The organism is Citrobacter sp. Ce104, assembly GCF_030334595.1.
Taxonomy (GTDB): Bacteria; Pseudomonadota; Gammaproteobacteria; order Enterobacterales; family Enterobacteriaceae; genus Citrobacter; species Citrobacter europaeus.
The window spans coordinates 1-23,214 of sequence record NZ_JAOWDP010000056.1 but is presented as its reverse complement, the minus strand read 5'-3'; the positions used below and the strand labels follow the sequence as shown (position 1 = coordinate 23,214).

Here is a 23,214-nt window from a genome sequence, read left to right as displayed (position 1 = left end):
AAAGCAAAGGGTGAAAGGAAGGGAGAATAAGGGGAACGGACTTGCCCTTAAATGAACATGAAATACATCCCTAACTATAAATCACATCAAATATGTCAACTAATTAAAGCTCTGAGATTTTTAAACCTATTAAAACCCCACTTACCAGACCAGAATTAACATAAGATACTCTAGTTATATTCGAATGATTGTGATTTTTAATAAAACTGACAGTTCTTCTTTCTGACGATATTTCATCTTGTATTGCTGACGATAATCTCTCATCATTCATAACGAAACCAATCTGATTTTTAATCAATGATTGCTCCGACTGGGTGTCTTTGAAAAAAACAGTAGAATCATGATTTATTACTTTGTATTTCTCATCCTCTGAAACAAAGGTCTTAATAAAACCAGAAAATTTACGCCCCCCAGATTCAAACTGAATCTCTCTTTTTTCACAAGTAAAACCACATGAATAAATAATAAAATCGTGTTCAAAGCCTCCATTTAAAATTCGTAAATTTTCATGACATCTATATACAATGTCATATACGCCAGGATTTTTAAACTCTTTATCCTTATAAATTTCCCTGTACGATACTTTACTTTCCTCTATTTCATTAATAATAAAATCATAATCAACCAAAACAATTGAACGAGATGGTAAATAAAACATTTCGTTTGATTTATTTTTTCGCGCAAGTCGCATCTTATTTTCGCGAAAAGAGTCCAACTCATCCCATGTTTTATTATAATTAGTCAGTAAATCATCGATGCATTTAATAATGTAATATTGCAACCGCCCTAGCAATGAACTTATTTCATCATCAGTAAGGATGTCCTCTAACTGCTTACCTACATGAATAATTTGCGTACGATAACCATCATTATTGTCACCACTTGTGTAAAGTTTGAACTCTTCTGCCAGTCTCGTTTCATCATAACTATTAACTACAAGATGCTGGGCTATCTTTGTACGTACTTTTTTAAATTGTTCATAAGTTAGCGGATATGCAATAAATTCAAACAACCTCATAAACTCTATAAATTTATCTGTGTTCCCAGTATTTTCCAATGCATTGGAAAATAAATGCAACGACCGTATCGCTACATTCCCCGTTATATTAATATCTGGTTTAAAAATAGATAAATCGCGTAGAAATGTCATATCATCAATCGTTACTCCTTTCGTAGAACTTAGTACATTTCCATAAATATCAGATTTAACAATTCTCGAAAATAGTCCATGCTGGGATACCATTGCTAAAAGAGTATTTCCATTTTTCAATTGTCCTACACGACCTATCATCGTCTTTTTATCATTAACATCACAAAACCTCAACCTTATAAAATCTACAATCCCCCGTGTTTTATTTATTGCTTTACGTAGAATCTCTTTATCTGAACCAATATTTCCGGGATACTCAGAATACGAACAATCTTTTACGACAATAGTAACACAATTTGAAATCTCAGATAAGTAACCTTCTACTTCTTCTTTTTGCTCATTGGAGTCATAGTACACATTATCAAATCCTTTTGACAATTTAAAATATCCCTTTGGATAAATAGAAACATTCCCCAAAAAAAAGACATCGTTAATATCAAGGTACTCAACTGGTAATATGTAAATATACGAAAACTCATCATCTGAGAATAGTTTTTCTATTTTCTCCATATATACCTCATCAATAAATGAATAAATCCGTTATAAAATCAACAATTTTTTTTAGTACATAACTCATTGTAAAGTTTTAAAATTTCTTCAGCTAAGATATCATCAACAGTATAAAAATAGCATTCTGGTACATCCAGTACTCGTGCAAACTCACACACCAACTCAAATGTCGGCTTATGCGTACCATTCTCATAGTGTGACAAACGTGAGTAAGCTGTAGCCTCTTCTATACCAGCGAGTACACCAAGCTTTTCCTGGGTCAGCTTTGCTCGCAAACGAGCTTCTTTTAGTCTCTTGGGGATCATACCGTGTGTCCTGTAAGGATTTCACGGTAATCTTTAGCATTGCTCAAGTTCTTTTATCTTTAGACTTCATAAAGATAGAAACCATAACATCAAAGGGATGTACTAACACGACCAATTAACTTATAAGCACCTTTTCCACTTTACCCGTTTTCCCCCATATAGCTTCAGCATTGCATCAGCAAAGCTGTCATCCAGCGTGTAGAAGTAACCTTCAGGCATATTGAGAACTTCAGCAAATCGACAAACCAGTTCGAATTTAGGTTTATGCCTACCATTTTCGTAATGGGACATTCGCGAATAGCCCGTTTCTTCTGAAATGCCTGCTGCAATAGCCAATTCCTCTTGTGACATATCGGCTAACTCTCTCGCAATCCTAAGACGCTTCGGAACCATAACCCTGTCCTGTTAGTGGTTATATTGACAGCATCTTTAGCATTCCTTAAGATGAGTTATCTTTAGACTTCCTAAAGAACAGGTAAGGGATTGTCTTGACTGGTTTTAAACCTGAGAGAGGTAAACGAAATGGCTAAAAAAGACTGGCACCCCGCCGACATCGTTGCCGCCTTACACAAGCGCGGTACCAGTCTGGCGAAACTGTCGCGGGAAGCGGGACTGGCCTCGTCAACGCTGTCGAATACCCTTACGCGCCCGTGGCCGAAAGGCGAGTGGCTGATTGCCATCGCGCTCGACGTGCATCCGTCAGAAATCTGGCCCGGCCGTTACCTCAATTCCAGTAACAAACGTGAACCCCGTAAACCGCTTCATCCCATGACAACAACCGATAACTCCGGGACATAACGACCCGCGCTGTGAGTGGCAGGACGCATTAACCAACGACACCTGACAGGAGAGTTGTTTATGCACACTGAAACCACCATCACTCTGATGACAGGAGGCCGCCATGTTTCTGGTCTCCCTGGCTGAAGGCTTTATCCACCTGTTCCAGGCCGCAGGCAAAATCTTCCTCGACATGATGACCGGACTTATCCCGATGCTCATCTGCCTGTTGCTGGCCATCAACTTCCTGATGAAGCTGGTCGGCACCGTACGGATGGAGAAAGTCGCCGCCCTGCTCGGTCGCTCACGCATTCTCACCTACGGCGTATTGCCGGTACTCGGCTGGTTCTTTATGAGCAGCCCCGGCGCGCTGACGCTCGGGAAACTCTTACCTGAGAAGAGCAAGCCCGGCTATGAGGATGCGCTCGGCACTACCGCCCATCCGCTCACCAGCCTGTTTCCCCACGTGGTGCCGTCGGAGCTGTTCGTCTGGCTCGGCGTCGCCGCCGGGATTAAGGCGCTCGGCCTGCCCGTCACCTCGCTGGCGCTGCGCTATATCGCTGCCGCCATGCTGATTGGCCTGATACGTGGAATTATCACCGAGTACCTGTTCCTGCGGCTCAGCAAACAGGGGAACGAACCATGATGACCTACTGCGCGCGTATCGTCGCCATCGGCCTGTTTGTCGCCGACGGCCTCACCGACAAAATGCTCATCACCTTCGACAGCAACGGGCCGAAGGACTGTCTGGACTACTCCCTGTCACTGGAGCCGGGCATGCGGGAAGAGAATCTGTTTATTCTGCCGGGCGATACCCTGCTGCTGGCCGGATACAGCTACCTCATTACGGCTGTGGGCAGAGAAGCACAGCAGTCGCTATTTGAGCTCGGCCATCTGACGATGAAATTTGACGGCAGCCTGAATGCCTTCCATCCCGGCGTGGTCCATCTCTCCGGCCCGGTGCCATTGCTCTCAGCCCTGCACGGGGAACTGGTGATTGCGGAGGGACGCCCATGAACACGGTGCTCATTCCTCCCGGCCCCGGAGGCTACGGTAAGGGGCTGTGGCTGCCCGTCGCCAGTGGCAAGAAGGTGCTGTCACTCACCGGGCGCGAAATCCATCCCGTAGCCATTGAAATTGGCGCACTGACCGAATCGGAAATCGTGAACGGCTTTGCCGATATTCCGCCGGATAACGACATCCTGTGCGTGGTGATTAACTGCGCCGGGTCCCTGCGCTGCGGCCTGTACCCGCAGAAAGGTATTCCGACCATCAACGTGCTGCCTACCTGGCGCGCCGGGCCGCTGGCGCAGTTTATTAGCGAGGAGAATTACGTCTCCGGCGTGACGATGGAGCAACTGGTTCTGGTGGATACCGCCGAAGCCCCGGACGGTGAACCGGAGTCCGTGCCTGTCGCTGCACCACGGGTTATCAGCACGCCACCACCTGCACGTGGCGCGGAAAAACTGGTACGCATGGTTGAAAAGACAGGTACAGCCGTCGGCCACGTTATCGCCCTGCTGTTCGCCGCCAGCCGTGAGGCGGTGGACGTGTCGCTGCGTAACGTTATCCCGTTTATGGCCTTTGTCTCATTGCTGATTGCGCTGGTGCAGGAGACCGCGCTCGGCAGCCTGATTGCCCATGCCCTGACGCCGCTGGCGAACTCGCTGTGGGGACTGGTGCTGCTGTCGCTCATCTGTGGCATTCCGTTCCTCTCCCCGGTGCTCGGGCCGGGCGCGGCCATCTCGCAGGTGATTGGCGTGATGATAGGCACACAGATTGGCGCAGGGGCGATATCTCCGGCCTTCGCCCTGCCCGCCCTGTTTGCCATCAACGTGCAGGTCGGCTGCGACTTTGTGCCGGTAGGCCTTTCCATGCAGGAGGCAAAGCCGGAGACCATTGCGAAGGGCGTCCCCGCCTTTCTGCTCTCGCGTCAATTAACCGGGCCGCTTGCGGTAATAGTCGGCTGGCTGTTTTCCCTGGGCTTATTCTGAGGACTCAATGATGAACAAAATCAGAGCCGCCGTGGTCGGCGCGGGTATCTACGGTAAACACCATATGAATGCGTACCGCCATAACCCGGATACGGTACTGGTCGCCATCTGCGACACCGACACAGAACGCTGCGACGACCTCGCCATGACCTACGGCGTCATCGGCTATACCCGGCTGGATATCCTGCTGCAGGAGGAAGCCATTGACGTGGTCTCGGTGGCGACGCCGGACCCGTACCACACCGAATCCATCCTCACCGCCCTGCGACACGGCAAACATGTGCTGGCGGAGAAACCGCTCGCCACCTCAGTACGCGAGTGTGAGCTTATCGTGGAGACGGCGCGGCAGCAGGACCTGCTGGTCGGCGTCGATTTCCACAAGCGCTGGGACCCGGCAGTAATGCGCATTAAGGCTGAACTGGAGAAGCCGGAGGCCGGGCGCATCCTGCGCGGGCATATCAGTATGGATGATGTCATCAGCGTGCCGACGGAGTGGCTGGACTGGGCGGGCGCAAGCTCCCCGGTGTGGTTCCTCGGTTCTCACTGCTTTGACCTGGTGTGCCACCTTTCCGGTCAGGAAGTGGTGTCAGTGTATGCCGTCGGGCAGAAGCGGCTGATGGTTGAATGCGGCCTCGACACCTTTGATAGCGTGCAGAGCCTGCTGACAATGGCCGACGGCAGTTCGTGGGTGGTGGAAAACTCGTGGGTGCTGCCGGAGGGGTTTCCGAAGGACAACGACGGGCGTATCGATATCCTCTGCGAGGCCACTTATATCCGCAGCACCTCGCAGCATCGGGGGCTGGAAATCACCACGCCGGGCATGACGCTCACGCCCAACAGCTATTTCATCAACTACCGCAACGGTGTCGCCAGCGGTTTTGGTATCGATCCGATCAATGATTTTGTGCGGGCGGTCAGACATAAAGCGCCGTACCCGGTCACCGCCGAAGACGGGCTGGCGGTAAGCCGGATTTGCGAGGCGGTGCACCGCAGTCTGGAGAGCGGGAAACCTGAAGATGTTTAAACAAACGGCGCAGGGTAGCTCCCTGTGCCAGTTCCATATGATTTTGCTAATTCTACTCACTGGTCTATTCACTCGTCAGGCTTTGGCCCGCAGATATATTAATGTTTTCCATCCTGCCGCAACAAAACCCCACACACGATTGTATGTTTTTTAGTCATTAAGGTGAATAGAGGTATTTTATGGCTATGACCTTTTTCACCTTCCTGCCAATAGTATCATGCTAAACCTCTCATCTATGTTTATTGCGCCAATAATAGTCAACAAGTATTTCAAAAAAGTCCCAAGCAAATTATAATGCTGGAGTTTCATAATGTCCCTTTAAAAACCATTTTAAGAAGAGCTATTATGTCCCTCCCTACAAATTTTAATGATATTCTTCGTCTTTTTGAAAAAGATTACGATACAGCCAAAGAAGATAATGCCTTAAGTGCACGCGGACAATTTCTGCAACTTTACCCCCTTAATCGCCTAAAAAAAATGACGCTTGATGACTATGTCATCGGCAAAGGCACGGCCTCATTTTGTGCTTGTGTTGAAGTAAAAACCAGAACATGGGCAAATATGCAAGGTGCGACGGCGCTCAAATTTGGTATTTATTATGGAAAATCAAAATCAGATCCAACCGTCCGCTATCGTTTTACTCAGAAATTTGGCGATGATGATAGTACTAATAAAGAAGTTTTCGCTAATGTTAAAGACGCTTTACTAGACCTAATACAGTCAGGGAAAGAATTAGATTTTAGAGCGATTGACGAGAACCCCCTATCCCAAATGTTTAAGGCTAAAATATTGAGCCTTTACTTTCCAGAACACTTTATAAACATTTGCAGCAAAGATCATCTTAAAGAAATTGCTTTGGAAATGGGTATAAAAGAGCAACAGTTTATTAGTAAATATCAACATTTGTTATTCAAGAAAAAACTAGGGCATAAAATCACCCGAAACTGGAGCAATCCAAAATATATGTCCTTCCTTTATGCCCAGTTCATACGTAAGGATCTTAGCAGCGCTCCTGCTGTGATAGTTAAAAAACCACAAAAAAGAAACCATCCCGAAGTCAATTTCGAAGAAATAACGGACAATCGTGATTTAATAGGCAAAAAAAGCGAAGAATATGCATTAAACTGGGAAAAAAACCGCCTAATCGGTCTCGGCTATTCAAAACTAGCTGAGGAAATAGATGATCGCCGTAATCGTCCAACTTATGGTTACGACTTTCTTTCTTTTAATGCCCCAGGTGATGAGCGATACATCGAAGTTAAATCAATTGGCCGAGATGGAAAAGAGGGAGCATTCCGTTTTTTCCTCTCAGGAAATGAACTCACCGTTTCTAATTTAAGTAACCACCGTAAAAACTATTATTTTTATCTTGTACAGTATGGGAAAGATGGAGAGCCATGCAATCTATATGTAAAACATGCTCAAGATCTTTACACTAATAGTGAAATGACCCCTTGTGCTTACGTTGTTAGGTTCGATCTGGAAGAACCTGCTTAATAGTTTCGACAACCTCCGGCTCATAACTTTAAAAGTGTGAAATCAGGCGCAGAGTCACCTGCGCCTTCATCTCAGTGATACTGCAACAACACCTGCGAAATCTTCCTCGCTTCATCAGCAGGATCCGCTGCATGCGTGATCGCTGATCCCACAATCACCACATCCGGTCCTAACAGCGCATAGTCCTTTACCGTCAGGCTGGTGATGCCACCTGCTACGGCAATCCGGGATTTCCGGCGCGCCTTCAGCATCGTTATCAAATCATCTATCGGCTTGCGCCCCGCCGCCTGCTGGTCGGTGCCGGTGTGTACCGCCAGCATATCCGCGCCCGCCTCCTCCAGCAGGCGAACCCGCGCGGGGAGATCGTCGACGCAGATCATATCCACCACCACCTGCTTTCCAGCCTCCTTCGCTGCGCGAATGCAGGACTGGATTGTTAGCACATCGGTGACGCCTAACACCGTGACATAATCTGCCCCGGCGTCGAAAAGCAGCTGCGATTCAAAATGGCCGCCATCCATAATTTTCGCATCCGCCAGTACTTCCTTATGTGGATATTTTTCTTTAATGGCTTTAACCGCCTTCACGCCTTCCCGAATAAGAAAAGGCGTGCCCACCTCAATAATATCAACGTCATCAACCACCTTATCGATAAATACCAGCGCTTCAGGCAGGGTTAACTCGTCCAGGGCAAGCTGTAATTTCATGTTGGTTTCCTTGTGTCGAATGACTATTCGAGGTTGGCGTGCAGCGCAAAGCCTTTGGTTAAGCGATATCCCGTCGACTGCGCCAGATTCACAATCATGGCATCGCCCAGCACCATGACCGCCTCTTCAAACAGGCTGCCGCCGGGCAGAATGCCTTTCACGTTATCCGGTCCATCCGGCAGTTTGTCGGTATAGGCCGGGATCCTGACCACTACGTCAGCCAGTTTCCCCAGCGTGGACTCGGGGAAAATGGTCAGCAGGGCCACTGTGCCGCCCAGTTGTTTCGCTTTCGTAGCCACATTCACCAGCGAAGCCGTTTCGCCCGATGCGCTGGCCAGCAGCAGCAGGTCGCCTTTTTGCAGCGCAGGCGTGACCACATCGCCGACAACATGCACCTTCAGGCCGATATGCATCAGGCGCATCGCAAAAGCTTTCAGCATTAACAGCGAACGCCCTGCACCAAAAACAAATATCGCGTTTGCTTCAGCGATGGCCTGCTCCAGACGCGCCAGCGCAGCACCGTCAATCCGCGACATCGCCTGATGCAGGTCGCTACAGGCGACGCCTGCAACAGATTGCATTTCCATCATGCGTCCTCCTGACTGAGCGGGAATAAATCATCCTGATACTCGAGCATCCCCATGATTTCCCGGACATAGTTATCGACATGCCCCAGAAAATGGAAACGTTCCGGTGCGGCGCGGTAGCGCTTGTAAAGCGGCGTATCAAAGGTGATGCCAAGATGCGGGTTCTCTTTGACGGTGGCGAATTTGATGTGCGGAATATGCGGGTAGTAATGATTTTTGCGCACGCAGAGCTGCCCGTTCTCCTCCACGATGTAGCAGGCCATACCGTGATAAAACTGCACCGTGTCATAGTGAACCGCACAGGGTTTATACGCAAGATTGCTGAACACCAGCGGCCCGTCGCCGATATTGATGGAGCAGTGACCGTAATTCGGCGGCACGATAATGCTCTGTCCCTCCTTCACCACCGCCACGATAAGATCGTCCACCAGCAGATCTTTTGGCTCAACGGCAAAATCCGGCGACTTTTGCAGGATATACGCCGCAGTGCCCTTAATCACCTCATACACTTCCGGATGGGTGTTGCGCCGCGTGTCGTTATAGCCGTGATAGTGACCGCTGGTTTTCTTGCGCTCCTTGCCGATCGTTCCCGGCATGATGATGGTGATGTCATACTGGTACTGGTCTGCAGCAAGCCGTTCCTGATCCTCCGCAAAGCTGAGCCCGCGATAAACATCGTAAGCCGGTTCATCACGCAGCGCTTCGGTGAACTCCGGTAAGACCACCGCCATCTGCCCGGCGCTTTTGCGGCCAAAGCCGAGATAGTTCAGCGGCGGTTTCAGCGCCATCACGCCATCGTCATCGAGATACAGCGGCAGGCCGCTGTGGTGTAGCTGTTTCATTTTGCCTCCTGTGTATACGCGTTAGCTGCGCGGATCGCCTCTTTCAGCCGATCGGATTTCATGCCAAAGACGCTTTGAATGTTGTTCCCGACCTCGACGACGCCCGCCGCGCCAAGCTGTTTCAGCAGCGCTTTGTCCACCAGCGATTTATCCGTCACGTCAATGCGCAGACGCGACATGCAGGCTTCGATGCTGGTCATATTCCCTAGCCCGCCATAGGCCAGAATGATGCCGCTGACCAGGTCGTTTTGTTCGCTTTCCTGCGCCACCGCGTTTTCTTCAACTTCACGCCCCGGCGTCAGCAAATTCCAGCGGCGAATAGCAAAGGTAAACAGGGCATAGTACAGCGCCCCCATCACCAGCCCGACCGGGAACACCATGTACCAGTGAGGCGCACGCGGCAGGACGCCAAAGAACAGATAGTCAATAAGCCCGCCAGAGAAAGAGAGCCCGATATGCACGCTGAACCACTCCATCAGCAGGAACACCAGCCCCGCCATGACGGCGTGAATGCCATACAGCACGGGCGCAACAAACAGGAAGGAGAACTCAATCGGCTCGGTGATACCGCAGACGATGGAAGTGATCGCGCCAGAGAGCATAATCCCCTTCACCCGCGCTTTGTTTTCCGGGCTGGCGCAGCGGTAGATCGCCAACGCAATCGCCGGAATGCAGAACATCTTGATCGGCGTCAGCCCGGCCATAAAGGTTCCGGCGGTAATCGGCACCTGATCTTTCAACTGGGCAAAGAAGATAAGCTGGTCGCCATGCACCACCTGCCCGGCTTTGTTCACGTACTCGCCAAACTGCAGCCAGAACGTCGGCCACCAGACATGGTTAAGACCAAACGGGATCAGCAGCCGCTCGACAAAACCGAACAGGAAGGCGGACACGCCCGGTCCCTGCACCGTCATGGTATTCGACAGGCCATTAATCAAATGCTGAACCGGCGGCCAGACCACTGCCATCACCAGCCCGACAAACAGCGCGGCGAAGGAAGTGACTATCGGCACGAAGCGCTTGCCGGAAAAGAACTCCAGCCATGACGGAAGCTGGATGCGGTAATAGCGTTTATACAGCCAGGCAGCGATAATCCCGATAATGATGCCACCAAACACGCCGGTCTGGAGCGAAGGGATGCCCAGCACCATCGTGTAGTCACGCACCTGCGCCACCGACTCGGGCGTGATCCCCAGAAACTGGCCGATGGTGACGTTCATAATCAGAAACCCGGCGATCGCCGACAACCCGGCAATCCCCTGGTCGTCACTGAGTCCCACCGCCACGCCGACCGCAAACAGCAGCGGCAGGTTAGCGAAAATCGCGCTGCCCGCTTCCGCCATCAGCTTCAGCACGTGAACCAGCCAGTCAGCGCCGAGAAACGGCAGGCTGGCGACAATATTGGGATCCTGAAAGCTGACGCCGAAGGCCAGCAAAATACCGGCGGCAGGCAGCATGGCAATGGGGATCATGAGCGATCGCCCGATGCTTTGTAACATTTGCAGAAGGTTGAATCTTTTCATCTCGATCTCCTGAGCGCGTCTTTATGGCAGGGATTCGCACAACAGCAGGTTCTGCTCCGAACACCTTCAGTATCCGAACCTGAGATGATTAAAAAAACAGCAACCGACGACGAAAGTTATTTCCGGTTTTCGCTTAAAACCGGAAAATTTATGAGGGCAATCACGCCGGAAACCGTCAGAAAGGGATAAAAGAGGAAATCGCGTTCGGCGGGAGGCCATCATATGAGTATCTTCGAGGCACATTTTCGCAGGCTGCACGCCCGCTACGGCGCAGGCCAGACGCACGAATTACAGATGCAGGAGATCGCCGCCATCTTCGGCTGTTCAGTGCGTAATTGCCGTATTGCGCTGAAAAAGATGCATCAGGAAAAATGGCTCGACTGGCAGCCGCAGCGCGGGCGCGGCAAGCGCTCACGGCTCCACCTGTTAACCTCACCGGAAAAGCTGTTCAGCCAGAACGTCAATAAGCTGCTGGAGAAGCAGGATTACGGCAACGTGCTGCGGTTTATCGGCAACGACAAGTATCTGCTGGATCGCCTGAGCCTGTGGCGCTTTGGGGTACAGGATAAAAGCAGCGAAACGCGGGTACGCATCCCCTACTATCGCAATCTGGATCCGCTTAACCCGCTCGTTCCCCTGCGACGGACCGAACGCCATCTCCTGCGCCAGTGCCTGAGCGGGCTGACGCGCTATGACGCCGTTCAGGGCAGGATCGTCCCCGATATAGCCCACTACTGGACCCACAACGAGGACTTTACCCGCTGGGAGTTCTGGCTGAAATCCACCGCCCGCTTTGCCGATGGCAGCGAACTGAATGCCAGCGCCGTTCAGCGCTGCCTGCTAGCCGCCAGCCAGAGCCCGCAGTTCGCGCCGCTTTTCAGCCCAATCAAAGCCATCACCGCTGACGCCCCCTGGCATCAGGTGATTGAAACGCATCACCCGGTCAGGCGGCTCGACTGCCTGCTCGCCACCCAGCCAACGATGCTGTTTGATTACCAGCAAGGCCACATGCGCTGTACCGGCGCTTTCCACCTGCAGGAGCACAGCGACAACTTTATGGTCCTGCGGCGCAATCAACACTGGCACCAGGCGCGGCCCGGACTGGATGAGATAACCATTTTCACCTGGGCTCCGGAGCACATCAGCATGAGCTTTATTCCCCTGCTGCGGGGTGAGGAGGCGCAGGATGACCGCCCGCTCAACGAGCGTAGTCTGGAGCAGGGCTGCTGCTTTGTACTGCTCGACGGTGACGGTGCCTTTGCGGATGAGGCCGGAAGACGGTTTATCAATTACCTGCTGCAACCTGTCGAACTCCTCAGCCAGACGCAGCTTCCCGACGAATATGCACGCATCCTCTCCGTTGCTCAGGGTATGCTGCCGCAGTGGAATCACCGCCCGGTGGATTTTGGCGGGGTCACCGCGCCGTTTAACCTGCGTCAGCCGGTTATCATCAGCACCTTTCAGCAACCGGAACTAGTGGAGCTTGCCGGGGCGATTCGCATCCTGCTTGAGCGCTGGCATATTCGCGCCGAAATACGGATCGACGCATTTGACAACTTTAACAGCCAGCCGCGCCCTCCCGCGGATATCTGGCTCAGCAACTTTATGCTCGATACCCTTTCGGTTCCGGCGTTTCTGGAATGGCTGGCTTCCACCACGCTGTTTACGCGGCTGCCTGAAGCCCAGCGACGGAACCTGAACGCCCTGTTGCCGACGATTCTGAACAGCGACGATGAGCAGGCGTTCGCCACCATTGCCGCCTTTTTCCATGAAATGACCCACCAGCGATATGTCATTCCTTTGCTGCATCACTGGATGGAATTTGCGACCGAGAAGTCATTTACCTGGCGGGATTTAAATACGCTAGGATGGCCGGATTTTAGCCAACTTTGGCTCGAATAATGCACGCCCGCAAAAGCTCGCTAAAGGGCCTTTAAAGGCCTTTAAGGGTAAGGGAGGGAACGAAATTATTTGGGGATGGGAATCGCTTGGCCGTGGATACTGATAATTATCTCAGATACCATCCAGAATGAAATCCAGAGCCCCCTTTACAGTGTGACGATACATACTGCCATCACAAAACTCAGTGCCCAGGGCCTTTAACGGGATGCTCGCCAGTTCATGCGTCATTAAGGCGTACTGCTTACCATCAATCAGTTCCAGTACGGGATTTAATCGCGCCGGACGAACCTCAGGGTTAGGATAACGCTCCAGAGGTAGCAAAGGGATCACAATACGTGTATTCAACGCACCAATGATATCGCTTGTCACATCTATGAGTAGCGGATATAGCGTGCTTCTACCGGGATTGCGATAAATGGTGAATTGCATGATTTAGAACGTCCTGTAGTCATCACTGAAATACCCATGCTCATCATGGAAGCGGTTAAGCGCTTCCAGTCCTTCAAGATTTTCTGCTTTCCAGCGAGTGGCCGCGTGCTTTTTCAGTTCAGCATCAAGGGCTACAGCCAGAGTCTGGCTCATATTCACCCCAGCAGCACGGGCGGCGGCGATCAGATCGCGTTCCAGCGTGACGGTGACACTCTGAGTAGTACGTTGTTTCATATTAGGCTTCCTCTCTGCTTTCATATACGTTCAGCTTACACGGATTTTTGAACATGGTCATATACTAAAAATACTGTTAACGGTTCATAAATGTTCACATTACTACATAATAACTATTATTATTTTTTATCAAGGGATTATGAATGAAACACCGCCCGGCCATGGCATCAACAGTCCTTTTTTACGATAACTGTCGCAGCCCTGGGACTGCATCCGCGACGATCCATGATCTTCAAGGGTTGTGCCTGTCTGCTACGTCAGTTGGTCAACCTCTTAACACCACAAGTTGGACAATGTGCAAATGCGTACTATTAGTAATAGTACGCAATCAATCAGATAATAACACTTCTATCGCTTCCTTCATTTTTTTACACTTATGAAGTTTTCCTCTGATAATGATTTCATTTAGATTTCCAGAAAGTATGTTTTCAGGCTGAGACATCTTAAATTTAATTAATTTCGCTCTATCCGTAATTTGAAAGTCATATCCATATCTTGATAAAAATGCCATTAATACAAAATGGAAGTTGTTTAATAAATACCATTTATTGCAATGTCGCTCTTTGGTTATTGATGAAATGTAATTGCTAATGGCAATGTATTTTTCAGTATCACACTTCATAAACTCAGAAAATGAAATAACACTTTTATCATTAATCATAAAATCAACCATACTTGAAAGATGATCTTTAAAAAAGTGGTCAACTGCATATGTAGGATCGTAATCTAGCCCATTAAAAATAGAAGCATCAGAAAAAATATTTTGCATTGTTCTGATGTACTTAACGAAATCGAGATCATCTTTCACTGAGAGTGTACTATCCAAATAAATTAACTCTCTTTCAAATATCTTGCACCATGCGAGGAACGAAAGCAGTCTAAAACAAAATGATTGCAGATAATACATGTTGTTTATATTGTTGTCACCATGAGGAATGTGCCATGCTTCATTACAGTTTTTTGAAAAATTCCACAAGCGATGGTTTAGACTCTCTGCAGAGTCTAATAAAGGGGTCTTATATTTAGAAATAGCCTCTTTGATTTTTTTTCGTTGTTCATACTCATTTTCTATTCTTATTTTATATTCGTGAAAACTTCGCTCCCTAAAATAACTTATGATTGCTTTTAATAAAAATATTAATAACGTAACTATAGCTGAGACCAGCGCGGAAATAATCGCTGAATTTGACAGTACGCTAGACATGGGTACACCTCAAATTGTTAATATAAGTGATTTTTATAAGATAACAGATTACTATAGTTTTTTAAATCATCAAGGCTTGTATCTTTTAAAAAAGATAAAAATATTCTCGCCTGTACTCCTAAACTGCCCCCTGTTTATTAATGTACTGAGATATTCGTTACGCCCGCTATCAATATAAAGCCACCTGGATAAAAGATCTGTCAGATCTGTTATAAGCAATAAGCCTATAATGTCCACCTGAGACTCAACCAACACGCAAAATCCCGCTCCCAATAATCAACTTAAAAATCAAATAGATACCCCCTCCCATATCAACATAATTGCCACTCTTTTTGCGCCTTCCCTTCGCGCAAAAAATCAAAATCCCCAACAAACTCAACCACCTCCCCACCAATTACAAGGACAGCCATCATCGAAGATATCGACACGAGCCAGACTTCAGGTTTGTAGACCCGTTTATGATGCACTGCTTTTCAGTGGACTGAAGTAAAGTCGTAGAAGTAAAACAGCACAGTTGGCAATTGGGTGTTTTCTCGCTTTAGCGGAGGTCGCCACTACGCTTAGATTCAACTTATGACGTCAGCCGATAGTGCGACTGCACCAGACCCGAAGGGAAGCTGCGGCTGGATAATAGCGTCAAATCGATATCATGGGGTAATGCTCCGAACAGCGGTTTTCCCGAACCGAGCAGGACAGGAACGGTAGTGATAACGATATCGGCGACCAGACCTTCGCGCAGGAACGACTGTATTAACTGCCCACCATCGATATAGACCCGGTGCACGTTCTTCTCCATCAGGTCAGCAAGAGCCTCCCTAGGCGTGCGGCATGAAAACTGCACTTTGCCCTTCAGCGCCTCAGGCACCGGGGTATTGGTTAGCTGCCGGGAAAGTACCAGCACGGGTCGATCATAAGGCCATTCGTCAAAAGTCAGCACCTTCTCATAACTACCTCGCCCCATAATGATCCAATCTTTGTCCGCGATGAATGCGGCATAGCCATGATCTTCAGTCGGGTCATCGCGCTTCAACAGCCAGTCAATATTGCCATCCTGTCGGGCGATATAACCATCAAGACTGACCGCGATGAAAACATGTGTAGTGACCATCAAGAGCTCCGTATTCAGGTTGCATATATCTCGTTGAGTTTAGCAATGTCCGCTTCAGGCAAGAAGCGAACAAGTTACCTAAGCTGAAGGTCCGCTGTGAGCGAGGAGCGGAAGTATGCAGTCGTTCTCAAAGTCGATGGAGAAATTGCTAACCTGTTCCCCGCGTATTAATCAACGGGGACCAGGTTAGGGAGTGTCTGCGTAATGCTACATTCAGGGGGAATGGACAGAAGTTACATTCTATCCAGTTCTATTGGCAAGGTCAGATCTGGCCTGGTATTATCTGGCTATCCCACTGGTTAATCAGGAAATAATAAAATGTACGCTGACGTAATGAAGGTGATGGACGGAGCCAGAACAATACAAGAACATATTACTAATCTACAGGCGATTCTGGATTTACCTCCTGTCGATCCGAACCTCGAAGCAGGTCTGCGGGCGGTAATTTCATCCCTGATGCAAGAGCAGAGCACCGCTATTCAGCGGTGGTAGAGCCAGCCAGAAAGTACGGATGAATCCCTCGGCAGTAACGGTATACAGGCAGCTATACAATTACTGTCAGCAGCATGTCACGGCAGGAATTCCACAGTGGCAGGTGGCAGCAATAAAGGCCGGATGGACACCACCGACAACGCCATAATATTTCATCAAGGCCGCGCCAGCGGCCTTTTTTACGCCCCTCGTTTAATTTCCGCGTCGTTAGACATACAGGTGGTTCTGTCTAAAGAAACTGATTAAGCCAGCTGCTGTCCTTATTACATTCGTTTGTTCAGATGCAATATCAATACAAACAATGCCACCAATAAAAGTGTGGTTTGCTGTGTTTCGGTTATTGTCTTCAGAAAAGTATCTATCAAACCTTTCGGTATTTAGAATATAGATCCCAAAAAGGGAACAGCACTCTTGAGGATAACACACCAATTATAACTCCAAAAAGGATTGATGCCCCGCCATTCTCTGCCAGTACAACATATAAAGAATTAGCTCTTTCAGTAACGACCACTGTGATAAAAGTTATAACTATAGCAATTAACGCCAGAAAATTAGCGAAAGAATCCACTTTAGCTTTCAACTTCTTTTGATTTTCTGGAAAGGATGCATAGCGATAGTAAATAAATAATAGATATATAGATGCTACACAAGTTGAGTTAATAACTGATATCCAAGCACCTTTACTTTGAATGTCACTTTTATCCAAGATAAAAACCATCGCTAACATCAATAGCGCAATAGAATTAATTAAGAGTCTAACATTCCCCTGACTTTTGGGACTCATTATTTTTTGCTCTGGTGATTCATCAATATTAACCACAGCATCATCACGTTTCATTTCGAGATCGTTAAGCTGTCTATGGGTATTTTTAAGAGCGCTGTACTGAAAATCATTGGAACTTAAATATGGTTTGTAGAGGCTATTTGAAAACAACTGCCCTATTCTTGCTTTATATGTTTTCACAAATCGCCTCTTATCTATTTTACTATCTTGGTAACGCTGACATGCAATATCATAAATATTCAATAAGCTTTCTACCAAGCAGTCAAGTTCAATTCTGTCTGCATTCGAAAATTCAAACTCACTGCCTTTACTGTCTATTTCTCTTTTTATTTTTACATTAAACTTAACAACTTCAGATTCAGCCTTCGAAACAAGTTCAAAAATCTTAATTTCTGAATCACCTAATGAATTGAGATCGCGTTTGAGTGTACGCCTGACACTTACCCACGCCACCCCTGCTGAAAATACTGATATGCAGACACCTGCTGCGTACATGTAATCCTTCAAAGTAAATCCTGAAGAGCTTACAATCTCTGCTGTTGATGTAATTGGCTCACTCATGATTTTTTATCTCTGAGTGCAGCAATTTCCTCAGCTAATTTATCAGCAGAATCAAAAGAAATTTTTTCGTTTCGCTTAATGCTTGGGCAGATACTACTGACACCACTATTCTTTTCCTTTTGAATGTATACTTTTCCCTTCGTACTTGGACTAACATGTCCATCACGTCTGTTTGCTGGTTTAGATTGATTACCGGGTTCGTTTTCTGGTTTTTGGTTTGCCATGTAATTTGTCCAGAGTAATAGGTATAATTTAAGCACCTAGTTTAAAATTCATTCCACGGTACGTCTACATCTTCTGTTACAGCCTTCAGTGCTTCACTCAGCCTGTGCGTATAGGAGCTTTTGTCCATAGCCCACAGGCTTATCCCCCGAATCTGTGGATAATCAATATGTAGTGCCTCCCGGCTTTACGGGCGACACAATATATGTAGTGGCCAAATTCAGTAAACCACTACAAATGGCCGTTAAGCCGTTGGGTCACGCAATCGGCGCAAAACGTGCATTCGAATGAACAGATGTATGCCTCCTTTGATTCAGGTGACAGATCTTTATCACAGCATTCGCAATTAGGACGGAGGTCAAGCATGGTGATCTCTTATTGTTAAAGGGACATCATTGGCTATACCAAAGGCCATCTACCCGTATCTCCTTATGCGATAGATGACGCTATTGTTTTTCACGTGTATTAGATGAGCATGGTCTACAGTCTGGAAAATTCAAGAGAGTGAATTATCCGACAGAAACGTTCACTTGAAGAAACGAACGACAAGCATATAACGTCCACCAAGGCCTCAACCAACACGCAAAACCCAGCCCTCAACAATCAACTTAAAAATCAAACAGATACAAAAATCCTTTCCATATCAACATCATCGCCACTCTTTTTGCGCCTTCCCTTCCCCGCAAAAAATCAAAATATCCAACAAACTCAACCACCTCCCCCACCAATTACAAGGACGCCAGCCCAAACACCGGTGAAAAGCCCTCAGCGCAAGCTGAGGGCTTTTTTGTGTCTGTATTGCCAGTAGCACTGGTCAAATCCAGAGAAATGGGTACACGTATAGTTTCACGTGTGAACGTGTGATTAAAATTCAACTTCACTTCTGATAAGCGAATTTCAGCCCCAAATAAATATCAGGCAGCATCATGATGCAGGCCCATGCTAAATAATGATGATAACTCGTTATTTAACCCAATATTAAATGTGGATTTCCCCCAAGACAACGTAACCGTATTAATTTCTCACACTGCAAAAGTGGAAAAATAGCGTTATCCGCACTTACAGTTTTTTCCTAAAGCCAGCGCTTCGTTTGTATGCCATGCTTAACCACGCTAATAACTTATAACGCTAAGCGAGGATATTATGAAAAAGACAATTATCGCATTATCTGCAATTCTGCTGGCTTCTCCCGTTATTGCCGCCACGACACACGCAACTGATAATGATGTAGCTGCCGCACACGAAAACGCCAATACCGCAAAAGAAAAGCTGCATCAGGCGCAGAATCAGGGCGAAGAGCAAAAATTAAAAGCCAAACATGCTGCTGAAGGCAAACAAGATGACCTGAGCAGCAAAGTAAGTGAAGGTTCACAAAAAGCCTGGAATACAACCAAAGAAGGTACTGAAAAAGGCTGGAATGCAACAAAAGAGGGTACCGAGAAAGGCTGGAATAAGACCAAAGAAGGTGCTGCCTCCGTTGAGAAAAAAGTCAGCGAGTAATCTTCTAAACATTGAATAATAAAAAACCGCGAAAGCGGTTTTTTATTATCAGCTATTCTTATAATAAATGCAGAAACGCATTAAAGGGTACTGGTTTACTGAACAGGTATCCCTGACCAAAGTTAACGTCCATCCGTCGCAGCCTTTCCATCTGTTCTTCACTTTCTATCCCTTCCGCTACCAATGGGATCCTGGCCAGTTCAGAGAGGTGAACAATGTTGCTGATAATGCTATCACTCACGCCACCTTTACCCAATGAATCGATAAACATCTTATCAACTTTCAAAAATCGCGGCGAAATACGTTGCAGCGCAGCATAGTTAGAATACCCGGTCCCAAAGTCATCCAGGGCTAGTGCCGCTCCCGCCTCCTTCAAGCGCTTCAGCACACTTTCACGGATCAGATTCTGCTGTCGCTCGGTGATTTCCAGCATCACGCCAATATGAAACAAGTTCATCCGCCGAATAAAGGCGATGGTGGCATCGGTAAATTCATTATCTTCCAGTGACAATGGAGGTATGTTAATACCGATGTGAAAAGGTATATCGCAATGATCCCTGAGGCACCGCATATCAGTCTCTACCTGCGTCAAAAGTTTCAGCGTCAGCGCATTGATCAAGCCGCTATGTTCAGCCGTGTGGATAAATTCGTTAGGGGGAATAATTCCCTGCTCAGGGTGATTCCAGCGAGCGAGAACTTCAGCCCCGACGATTTTTCCGGAAGCGAGTTCGACGACGGGCTGATAAAATGGAACAAATTCATCATTATGAATCGCACGCTGCAGTATTTTTATCGGTGAAATCCGCTGCACCCGGCGTAAGTGGAAATATAACAGCAACGACAGTAGAACAAATAAAATAAGAAGATAATGGTTATCTCGCACATAATCTGCAATGCCATCCTGTGAATCCGTCACAATCCAGAAAGGATAGTTTTGTGAGGCCATCTGCACGAAAGGATGTTTTGTTGGATACAATAAAAAATGCACATCAATTTTTGCTTTACGGGCAAAATCCATGAGAATTTTATCGATCGCCGCTTTATATACCGCAACCGCCACCACCTGCCCCTGAAACGGAAAATAGAGGATATACATCTCCGTCTTCAGCCGATAAATCTGTTCAATCATCAGTGAGTGTGTGGTCGTTCCTCTGGAAACAATCCCCGGCGATTCTCTGCCTTCGAGAGAAGAACAGTTCCACTCACCATTCCTGATAATACTGACTGAACGAATCTTCTCGCCAGATGCCGTAAGAAGACGCAATTTTCGTAGCAGATCGTCGGTGCAATTTTCCTGGATATTTGCGCTGGCCAACACAGCCAAGGTATTTACGTCGTCAAATATCGTGTCGATTTCTTCGATCAGGCTATTTATCGCGTGTTCCCTGACAAGTTGTCCCTCTCTATCCCATTGCTGCCATGACGTCAGCACACCGGCCAGAAGAAAAAGCAACACCAGCATGATAGGTGTGATTTTCTTGGTTACAGACATGATTAACTCGTGTTGTTGAACAAAGCGCCCTGAAGGACGCTTTTTAGATGTTATTTCAGGAGGAAATAACCAGACTGACATATGCCAGTCTGGCTGAACTTGCCCGGCAGAATCAGCTTAGAAGTTCCATTTCACACCGACCATCGCAGCGCTGTCGTTATAGCCTTTGTCGCCAGCCTGGACCCCGATGTTGCCCCACAGATTAAGACGCGGACTCACCTGTCCTTCCACACCCACTTTTACTTCGGCGATATTTTTCGCCCCGTCCTGACGAACATTCACGCCGTCCATGGTCGTACTGAAATCTCGTGAATTGTGCAGCCAGTTCAGTTCGGCAAACGGCTGGAATTCACGCTCTTTACCGTTATCCATCTGATGATGGCTCTTAATCCAGGTTTTCAGGCCCAGCCGGGTCTGTACATTGCCGTTACCGTTGCTGGTGATACGGGTGCCGTTGCTTTCCTGATGATCGTCCGCCTTCACGCCCATCCAGACCGCCTGCGCCTGAGGCTGGATGTACCATTCATTCAGCGTGCCATGACTGCCGGCAAATTCGCCCATTTTCTGGGCATATCCCATTTCCAGCGAGGCGGTCACCCCTTTCGATTTATATGACTCGCCCTGCAGATCATCGCCTTTAACATTGTTATCAAACCAGCTGTACTGAGCCCAGCTGTCCAGCCAGGCGCCGTTATGCGACGCATCATTGGCATACCATGTGGCATACACGCCGGTACTGTAGCCATTGACTGAACCCCGGGAACGATAACCCGTGCGTGATGACCGGGTGTTACTGTGGTCGTTCCCGTAGCCCGCCATCACGCCCAGGTGCCAGCGGTCAAGTCCGTTCTGGCTCCATTGCGCAATGTCGCCTCCCAGCTGCAATACATAACGGTTGCTCTGGGTTTTCAGCTGGCCGCTGCCGTCACGCCAGTTGTTGTGCCCGCCAACGTGGCGCATCCACATACTGGTGACTTTCTGCTCGCCGGTCAGGGCATCGGTATACTGCGTTTCGCCCAGGCGATCGTACAAACGGGTGACGAACATGTTGTTGGCTGCCGCCAGGTTAGCCGTGTAGCTGCCGCCTTCCGGGCGCAGATCTTTATCGGGATCCGGATCCGGATTTGGTTCGGGATCCGGATTGGTTTTGCCGCTGGTCAGATACCAGTTGCCGCTGTTCTCATCCTGACCGCGCCCAAGGCTGTAGTCATATGCCCCTGCCACAATACGGCCAGCCTGGGTGAACTCACCGTCCGATGCGCCATCAACATGAATAACTTCGATCCCATCAATCGTGGCGGCCCCTTTCCCACCGGCGTTGGTGACGCTGACGGAGGTGGTGCCACTGGTATCGCCTTTCACCACCAGCTTATCCGTAACGGAATTGTCATCCCCCAGCGCGGTATTCAGGGAAAGATGCCCACCATTCCCCGTATAATTGCCATTGACCACCAGCTGGTTACCGGCCTGCTGACCATTCACACCGGTTGCGAGGGTACCGCTGTTAACCAGGTCGCCCCCCACCGTGAACAGGAGGTTGTCGCCGGTCCCGGTTCCCACCTGCAGCACACCGGCGTTATTCACATGACCTGCAACGCCCCCCGTGCCCGAGAGCATCCCCGCAGCCGCAATGTTGACTTCGCTACTGGCCAGCGTGACCGGAGATGTGCCGTCCCCCAGTACCAGGCCGCCCTGCTCAATCTCCGTTTTGCCCGTCCAGGCGGCGTTATCGCCGACGGTAATGGAGCCGGCTCCCAGCTTGGTCACGTCCCCGCTACCATAAACATCGTTATTAAGCTGCCAGTCGGTATTACTGTTCAGCACCAGTGAACCGCTGTTGCTCACCTCTGCGCTGCCCAGATTTTCTGCAGTAAACACGGTGAGCCGGGAATCCGCATCCACAGCAAATTGCCCCGTAAAGGCGCTGTTGTTGCCCACCAGCGCGACATCGCTTTCGCTGAGTTCAACCCGTCCGGCATCGCTGATGCTGTTGTAAAGCGCGCCTGCGGCCTTGCTCATCGTCAGCGTTCCCGCCGCCACAATATCGCCGGTGCCAAGGCCCAGCGTGGTGTTCATCAGCACGCGCGCGCCTTCTGCAATGGTCGTTTTTGCCGTCAGCGTGCTGTTTTCACCGGTGATGGTCAGCGTGTCGCCATTGATGTTCAGCGCGCCGCTTCCGGTCAATATCCCGTCGGCTGTTCCGCCCTGCGCCAGGGTCAGGCTACCGCCATTGATGTTCAGCAGTGAGTCAGCCGCCGCCGTCAGCTTACCGACAGTCTGGCTATAACCGTTCATGTCAAAACCGGTATCAGCGGCCAGACGCAGTTCGCTGGTCTGTCCCAGAACATTATCGTTTTTCATCAGCAGGTT

At 48.7% G+C, this 23,214-nt stretch carries 24 protein-coding genes and 1 pseudogene; 9 read left to right on the top strand and 16 right to left on the bottom strand.

All coding sequences use genetic code 11. The annotated features are described in order from the left end of the window. Nucleotides 1–103 precede the first annotated feature (103 nt). From OGW16_RS05975 to OGW16_RS05965, 3 genes are all read right to left on the bottom strand, one after another. The gene (locus OGW16_RS05975) at nt 104–1,660 is read right to left on the bottom strand and encodes a hypothetical protein (RefSeq protein WP_182014523.1); all 1,557 of its coding nucleotides are present in this window, start codon (nt 1,658–1,660) and stop codon (nt 104–106) included. A 38-nt stretch (nt 1,661–1,698) separates the two neighbouring features. Then, a complete protein-coding gene (locus OGW16_RS05970) occupies nt 1,699–1,965 on the bottom strand; it encodes a helix-turn-helix transcriptional regulator (RefSeq protein WP_182014522.1) in 267 nt (88 codons plus the stop codon). 120 nt (nt 1,966–2,085) lie between these two features. Beyond that, nucleotides 2,086–2,358, bottom strand: a complete 273-nt coding sequence (locus OGW16_RS05965; protein ID WP_182014521.1) for a helix-turn-helix transcriptional regulator — start codon at nt 2,356–2,358, stop codon at nt 2,086–2,088. Between the two features lie 129 nt (nt 2,359–2,487). On the opposite strand from OGW16_RS05965, the gene OGW16_RS05960 reads away from it, so the two are divergent. From OGW16_RS05960 to OGW16_RS05935, 6 genes are all read left to right on the top strand, one after another. Further along, on the top strand, nt 2,488–2,763 hold the full coding sequence (locus tag OGW16_RS05960; protein WP_182014520.1) for a helix-turn-helix domain-containing protein: 276 nt from the start codon (nt 2,488–2,490) through the stop codon (nt 2,761–2,763). Nucleotides 2,764–2,866: 103 nt separating this feature from the next. Continuing rightward, on the top strand, nt 2,867–3,388 hold the full coding sequence (gene srlA / locus OGW16_RS05955; protein ID WP_182014519.1) for a PTS glucitol/sorbitol transporter subunit IIC: 522 nt from the start codon (nt 2,867–2,869) through the stop codon (nt 3,386–3,388). After that, nucleotides 3,385–3,759, top strand: coding sequence for a PTS glucitol/sorbitol transporter subunit IIA (locus OGW16_RS05950; protein WP_182014518.1), 375 nt, complete (start codon nt 3,385–3,387; stop codon nt 3,757–3,759). The genes srlA and OGW16_RS05950 overlap by 4 nt, the downstream gene beginning before the upstream one ends. Next, the gene (gene srlE / locus OGW16_RS05945; protein WP_182014517.1) at nt 3,756–4,736 is read left to right on the top strand and encodes a PTS glucitol/sorbitol transporter subunit IIB; all 981 of its coding nucleotides are present in this window, start codon (nt 3,756–3,758) and stop codon (nt 4,734–4,736) included. Before OGW16_RS05950 ends, srlE begins: the two co-directional genes overlap by 4 nt. 10 nt (nt 4,737–4,746) lie before the next feature. Then, nucleotides 4,747–5,760, top strand: a complete 1,014-nt coding sequence (locus OGW16_RS05940) for a Gfo/Idh/MocA family protein (protein WP_286518087.1) — start codon at nt 4,747–4,749, stop codon at nt 5,758–5,760. A gap of 294 nt (nt 5,761–6,054) precedes the next feature. Beyond that, nucleotides 6,055–7,257: a protein NO VEIN domain-containing protein gene (locus OGW16_RS05935; RefSeq protein ID WP_286518076.1), complete on the top strand. Its 1,203-nt coding sequence runs from the start codon at nt 6,055–6,057 to the stop codon at nt 7,255–7,257. Nucleotides 7,258–7,328: 71 nt separating this feature from the next. Here the strand turns inward: OGW16_RS05935 and hxlA are convergent, their stop codons facing one another. Genes hxlA through ptsG form a run of 4 tightly spaced genes read right to left on the bottom strand, consistent with a single transcriptional unit; the run spans nt 7,329 to nt 10,916 of the window. Further along, complete coding sequence (hxlA, locus tag OGW16_RS05930; protein ID WP_182014516.1) at nt 7,329–7,964, bottom strand: 3-hexulose-6-phosphate synthase; 636 nt, start codon at nt 7,962–7,964, stop codon at nt 7,329–7,331. A 23-nt stretch (nt 7,965–7,987) separates the two neighbouring features. After that, nucleotides 7,988–8,551, bottom strand: coding sequence for a 6-phospho-3-hexuloisomerase (gene hxlB, locus OGW16_RS05925; RefSeq protein ID WP_286518086.1), 564 nt, complete (start codon nt 8,549–8,551; stop codon nt 7,988–7,990). After that, nucleotides 8,551–9,393, bottom strand: coding sequence for a glucose-6-phosphate isomerase family protein (locus OGW16_RS05920; protein WP_286518074.1), 843 nt, complete (start codon nt 9,391–9,393; stop codon nt 8,551–8,553). Before OGW16_RS05920 ends, hxlB begins: the two co-directional genes overlap by 1 nt. Further along, the gene (gene ptsG, locus OGW16_RS05915) at nt 9,390–10,916 is read right to left on the bottom strand and encodes a glucose-specific PTS transporter subunit IIBC (RefSeq protein ID WP_182014514.1); all 1,527 of its coding nucleotides are present in this window, start codon (nt 10,914–10,916) and stop codon (nt 9,390–9,392) included. The genes OGW16_RS05920 and ptsG overlap by 4 nt, the downstream gene beginning before the upstream one ends. A gap of 222 nt (nt 10,917–11,138) precedes the next feature. Between ptsG and OGW16_RS05910 the strand changes: the two genes are divergently transcribed. Further along, nucleotides 11,139–12,818: an SgrR family transcriptional regulator gene (locus tag OGW16_RS05910; protein ID WP_182014513.1), complete on the top strand. Its 1,680-nt coding sequence runs from the start codon at nt 11,139–11,141 to the stop codon at nt 12,816–12,818. A gap of 111 nt (nt 12,819–12,929) precedes the next feature. On the opposite strand, the gene OGW16_RS05905 is transcribed toward OGW16_RS05910, so the two are convergent. From OGW16_RS05905 to OGW16_RS05890, 4 genes are all read right to left on the bottom strand, one after another. Beyond that, nucleotides 12,930–13,247, bottom strand: a complete 318-nt coding sequence (locus OGW16_RS05905; protein ID WP_047636697.1) for a CcdB family protein — start codon at nt 13,245–13,247, stop codon at nt 12,930–12,932. Nucleotides 13,248–13,250: 3 nt separating this feature from the next. Continuing rightward, a complete protein-coding gene (locus OGW16_RS05900) occupies nt 13,251–13,481 on the bottom strand; it encodes a type II toxin-antitoxin system CcdA family antitoxin (protein WP_047636696.1) in 231 nt (76 codons plus the stop codon). 328 nt (nt 13,482–13,809) lie between these two features. Further along, the gene (locus tag OGW16_RS05895) at nt 13,810–14,685 is read right to left on the bottom strand and encodes a hypothetical protein (protein ID WP_220466426.1); all 876 of its coding nucleotides are present in this window, start codon (nt 14,683–14,685) and stop codon (nt 13,810–13,812) included. Nucleotides 14,686–15,256: 571 nt separating this feature from the next. Then, nucleotides 15,257–15,793, bottom strand: a complete 537-nt coding sequence (locus tag OGW16_RS05890) for a dihydrofolate reductase family protein (RefSeq protein WP_182014512.1) — start codon at nt 15,791–15,793, stop codon at nt 15,257–15,259. Nucleotides 15,794–16,111: 318 nt separating this feature from the next. Between OGW16_RS05890 and OGW16_RS05885 the strand changes: the two genes are divergently transcribed. Further along, complete coding sequence (locus OGW16_RS05885; protein WP_182014511.1) at nt 16,112–16,285, top strand: hypothetical protein; 174 nt, start codon at nt 16,112–16,114, stop codon at nt 16,283–16,285. Between the two features lie 361 nt (nt 16,286–16,646). On the opposite strand, the gene OGW16_RS05880 is transcribed toward OGW16_RS05885, so the two are convergent. The 3 genes and pseudogenes from OGW16_RS05880 to OGW16_RS05870 form a co-directional block, all read right to left on the bottom strand. Continuing rightward, entirely contained in the window at nt 16,647–17,630 is a 984-nt protein-coding gene (locus OGW16_RS05880) for a hypothetical protein (RefSeq protein WP_286518068.1), read from the bottom strand. Beyond that, complete coding sequence (locus tag OGW16_RS05875) at nt 17,627–17,854, bottom strand: hypothetical protein (RefSeq protein WP_127341552.1); 228 nt, start codon at nt 17,852–17,854, stop codon at nt 17,627–17,629. Before OGW16_RS05875 ends, OGW16_RS05880 begins: the two co-directional genes overlap by 4 nt. A 235-nt stretch (nt 17,855–18,089) precedes the next feature. Continuing rightward, nucleotides 18,090–18,218 (bottom strand): annotated as a pseudogene (locus OGW16_RS05870) (DUF1272 domain-containing protein); the annotation flags it as partial. Between the two features lie 777 nt (nt 18,219–18,995). On the opposite strand from OGW16_RS05870, the gene OGW16_RS05865 reads away from it, so the two are divergent. Then, nucleotides 18,996–19,352: a KPN_00521 family repetitive protein gene (locus OGW16_RS05865; protein WP_003826111.1), complete on the top strand. Its 357-nt coding sequence runs from the start codon at nt 18,996–18,998 to the stop codon at nt 19,350–19,352. Nucleotides 19,353–19,410: 58 nt separating this feature from the next. Here the strand turns inward: OGW16_RS05865 and OGW16_RS05860 are convergent, their stop codons facing one another. Continuing rightward, nucleotides 19,411–20,844, bottom strand: a complete 1,434-nt coding sequence (locus tag OGW16_RS05860) for an EAL domain-containing protein (protein ID WP_286518067.1) — start codon at nt 20,842–20,844, stop codon at nt 19,411–19,413. 117 nt (nt 20,845–20,961) lie between these two features. Beyond that, a partial coding sequence (locus tag OGW16_RS05855; RefSeq protein ID WP_286518066.1) for an autotransporter outer membrane beta-barrel domain-containing protein occupies nt 20,962–23,214 on the bottom strand: 2,253 nt, incomplete at its 5' end.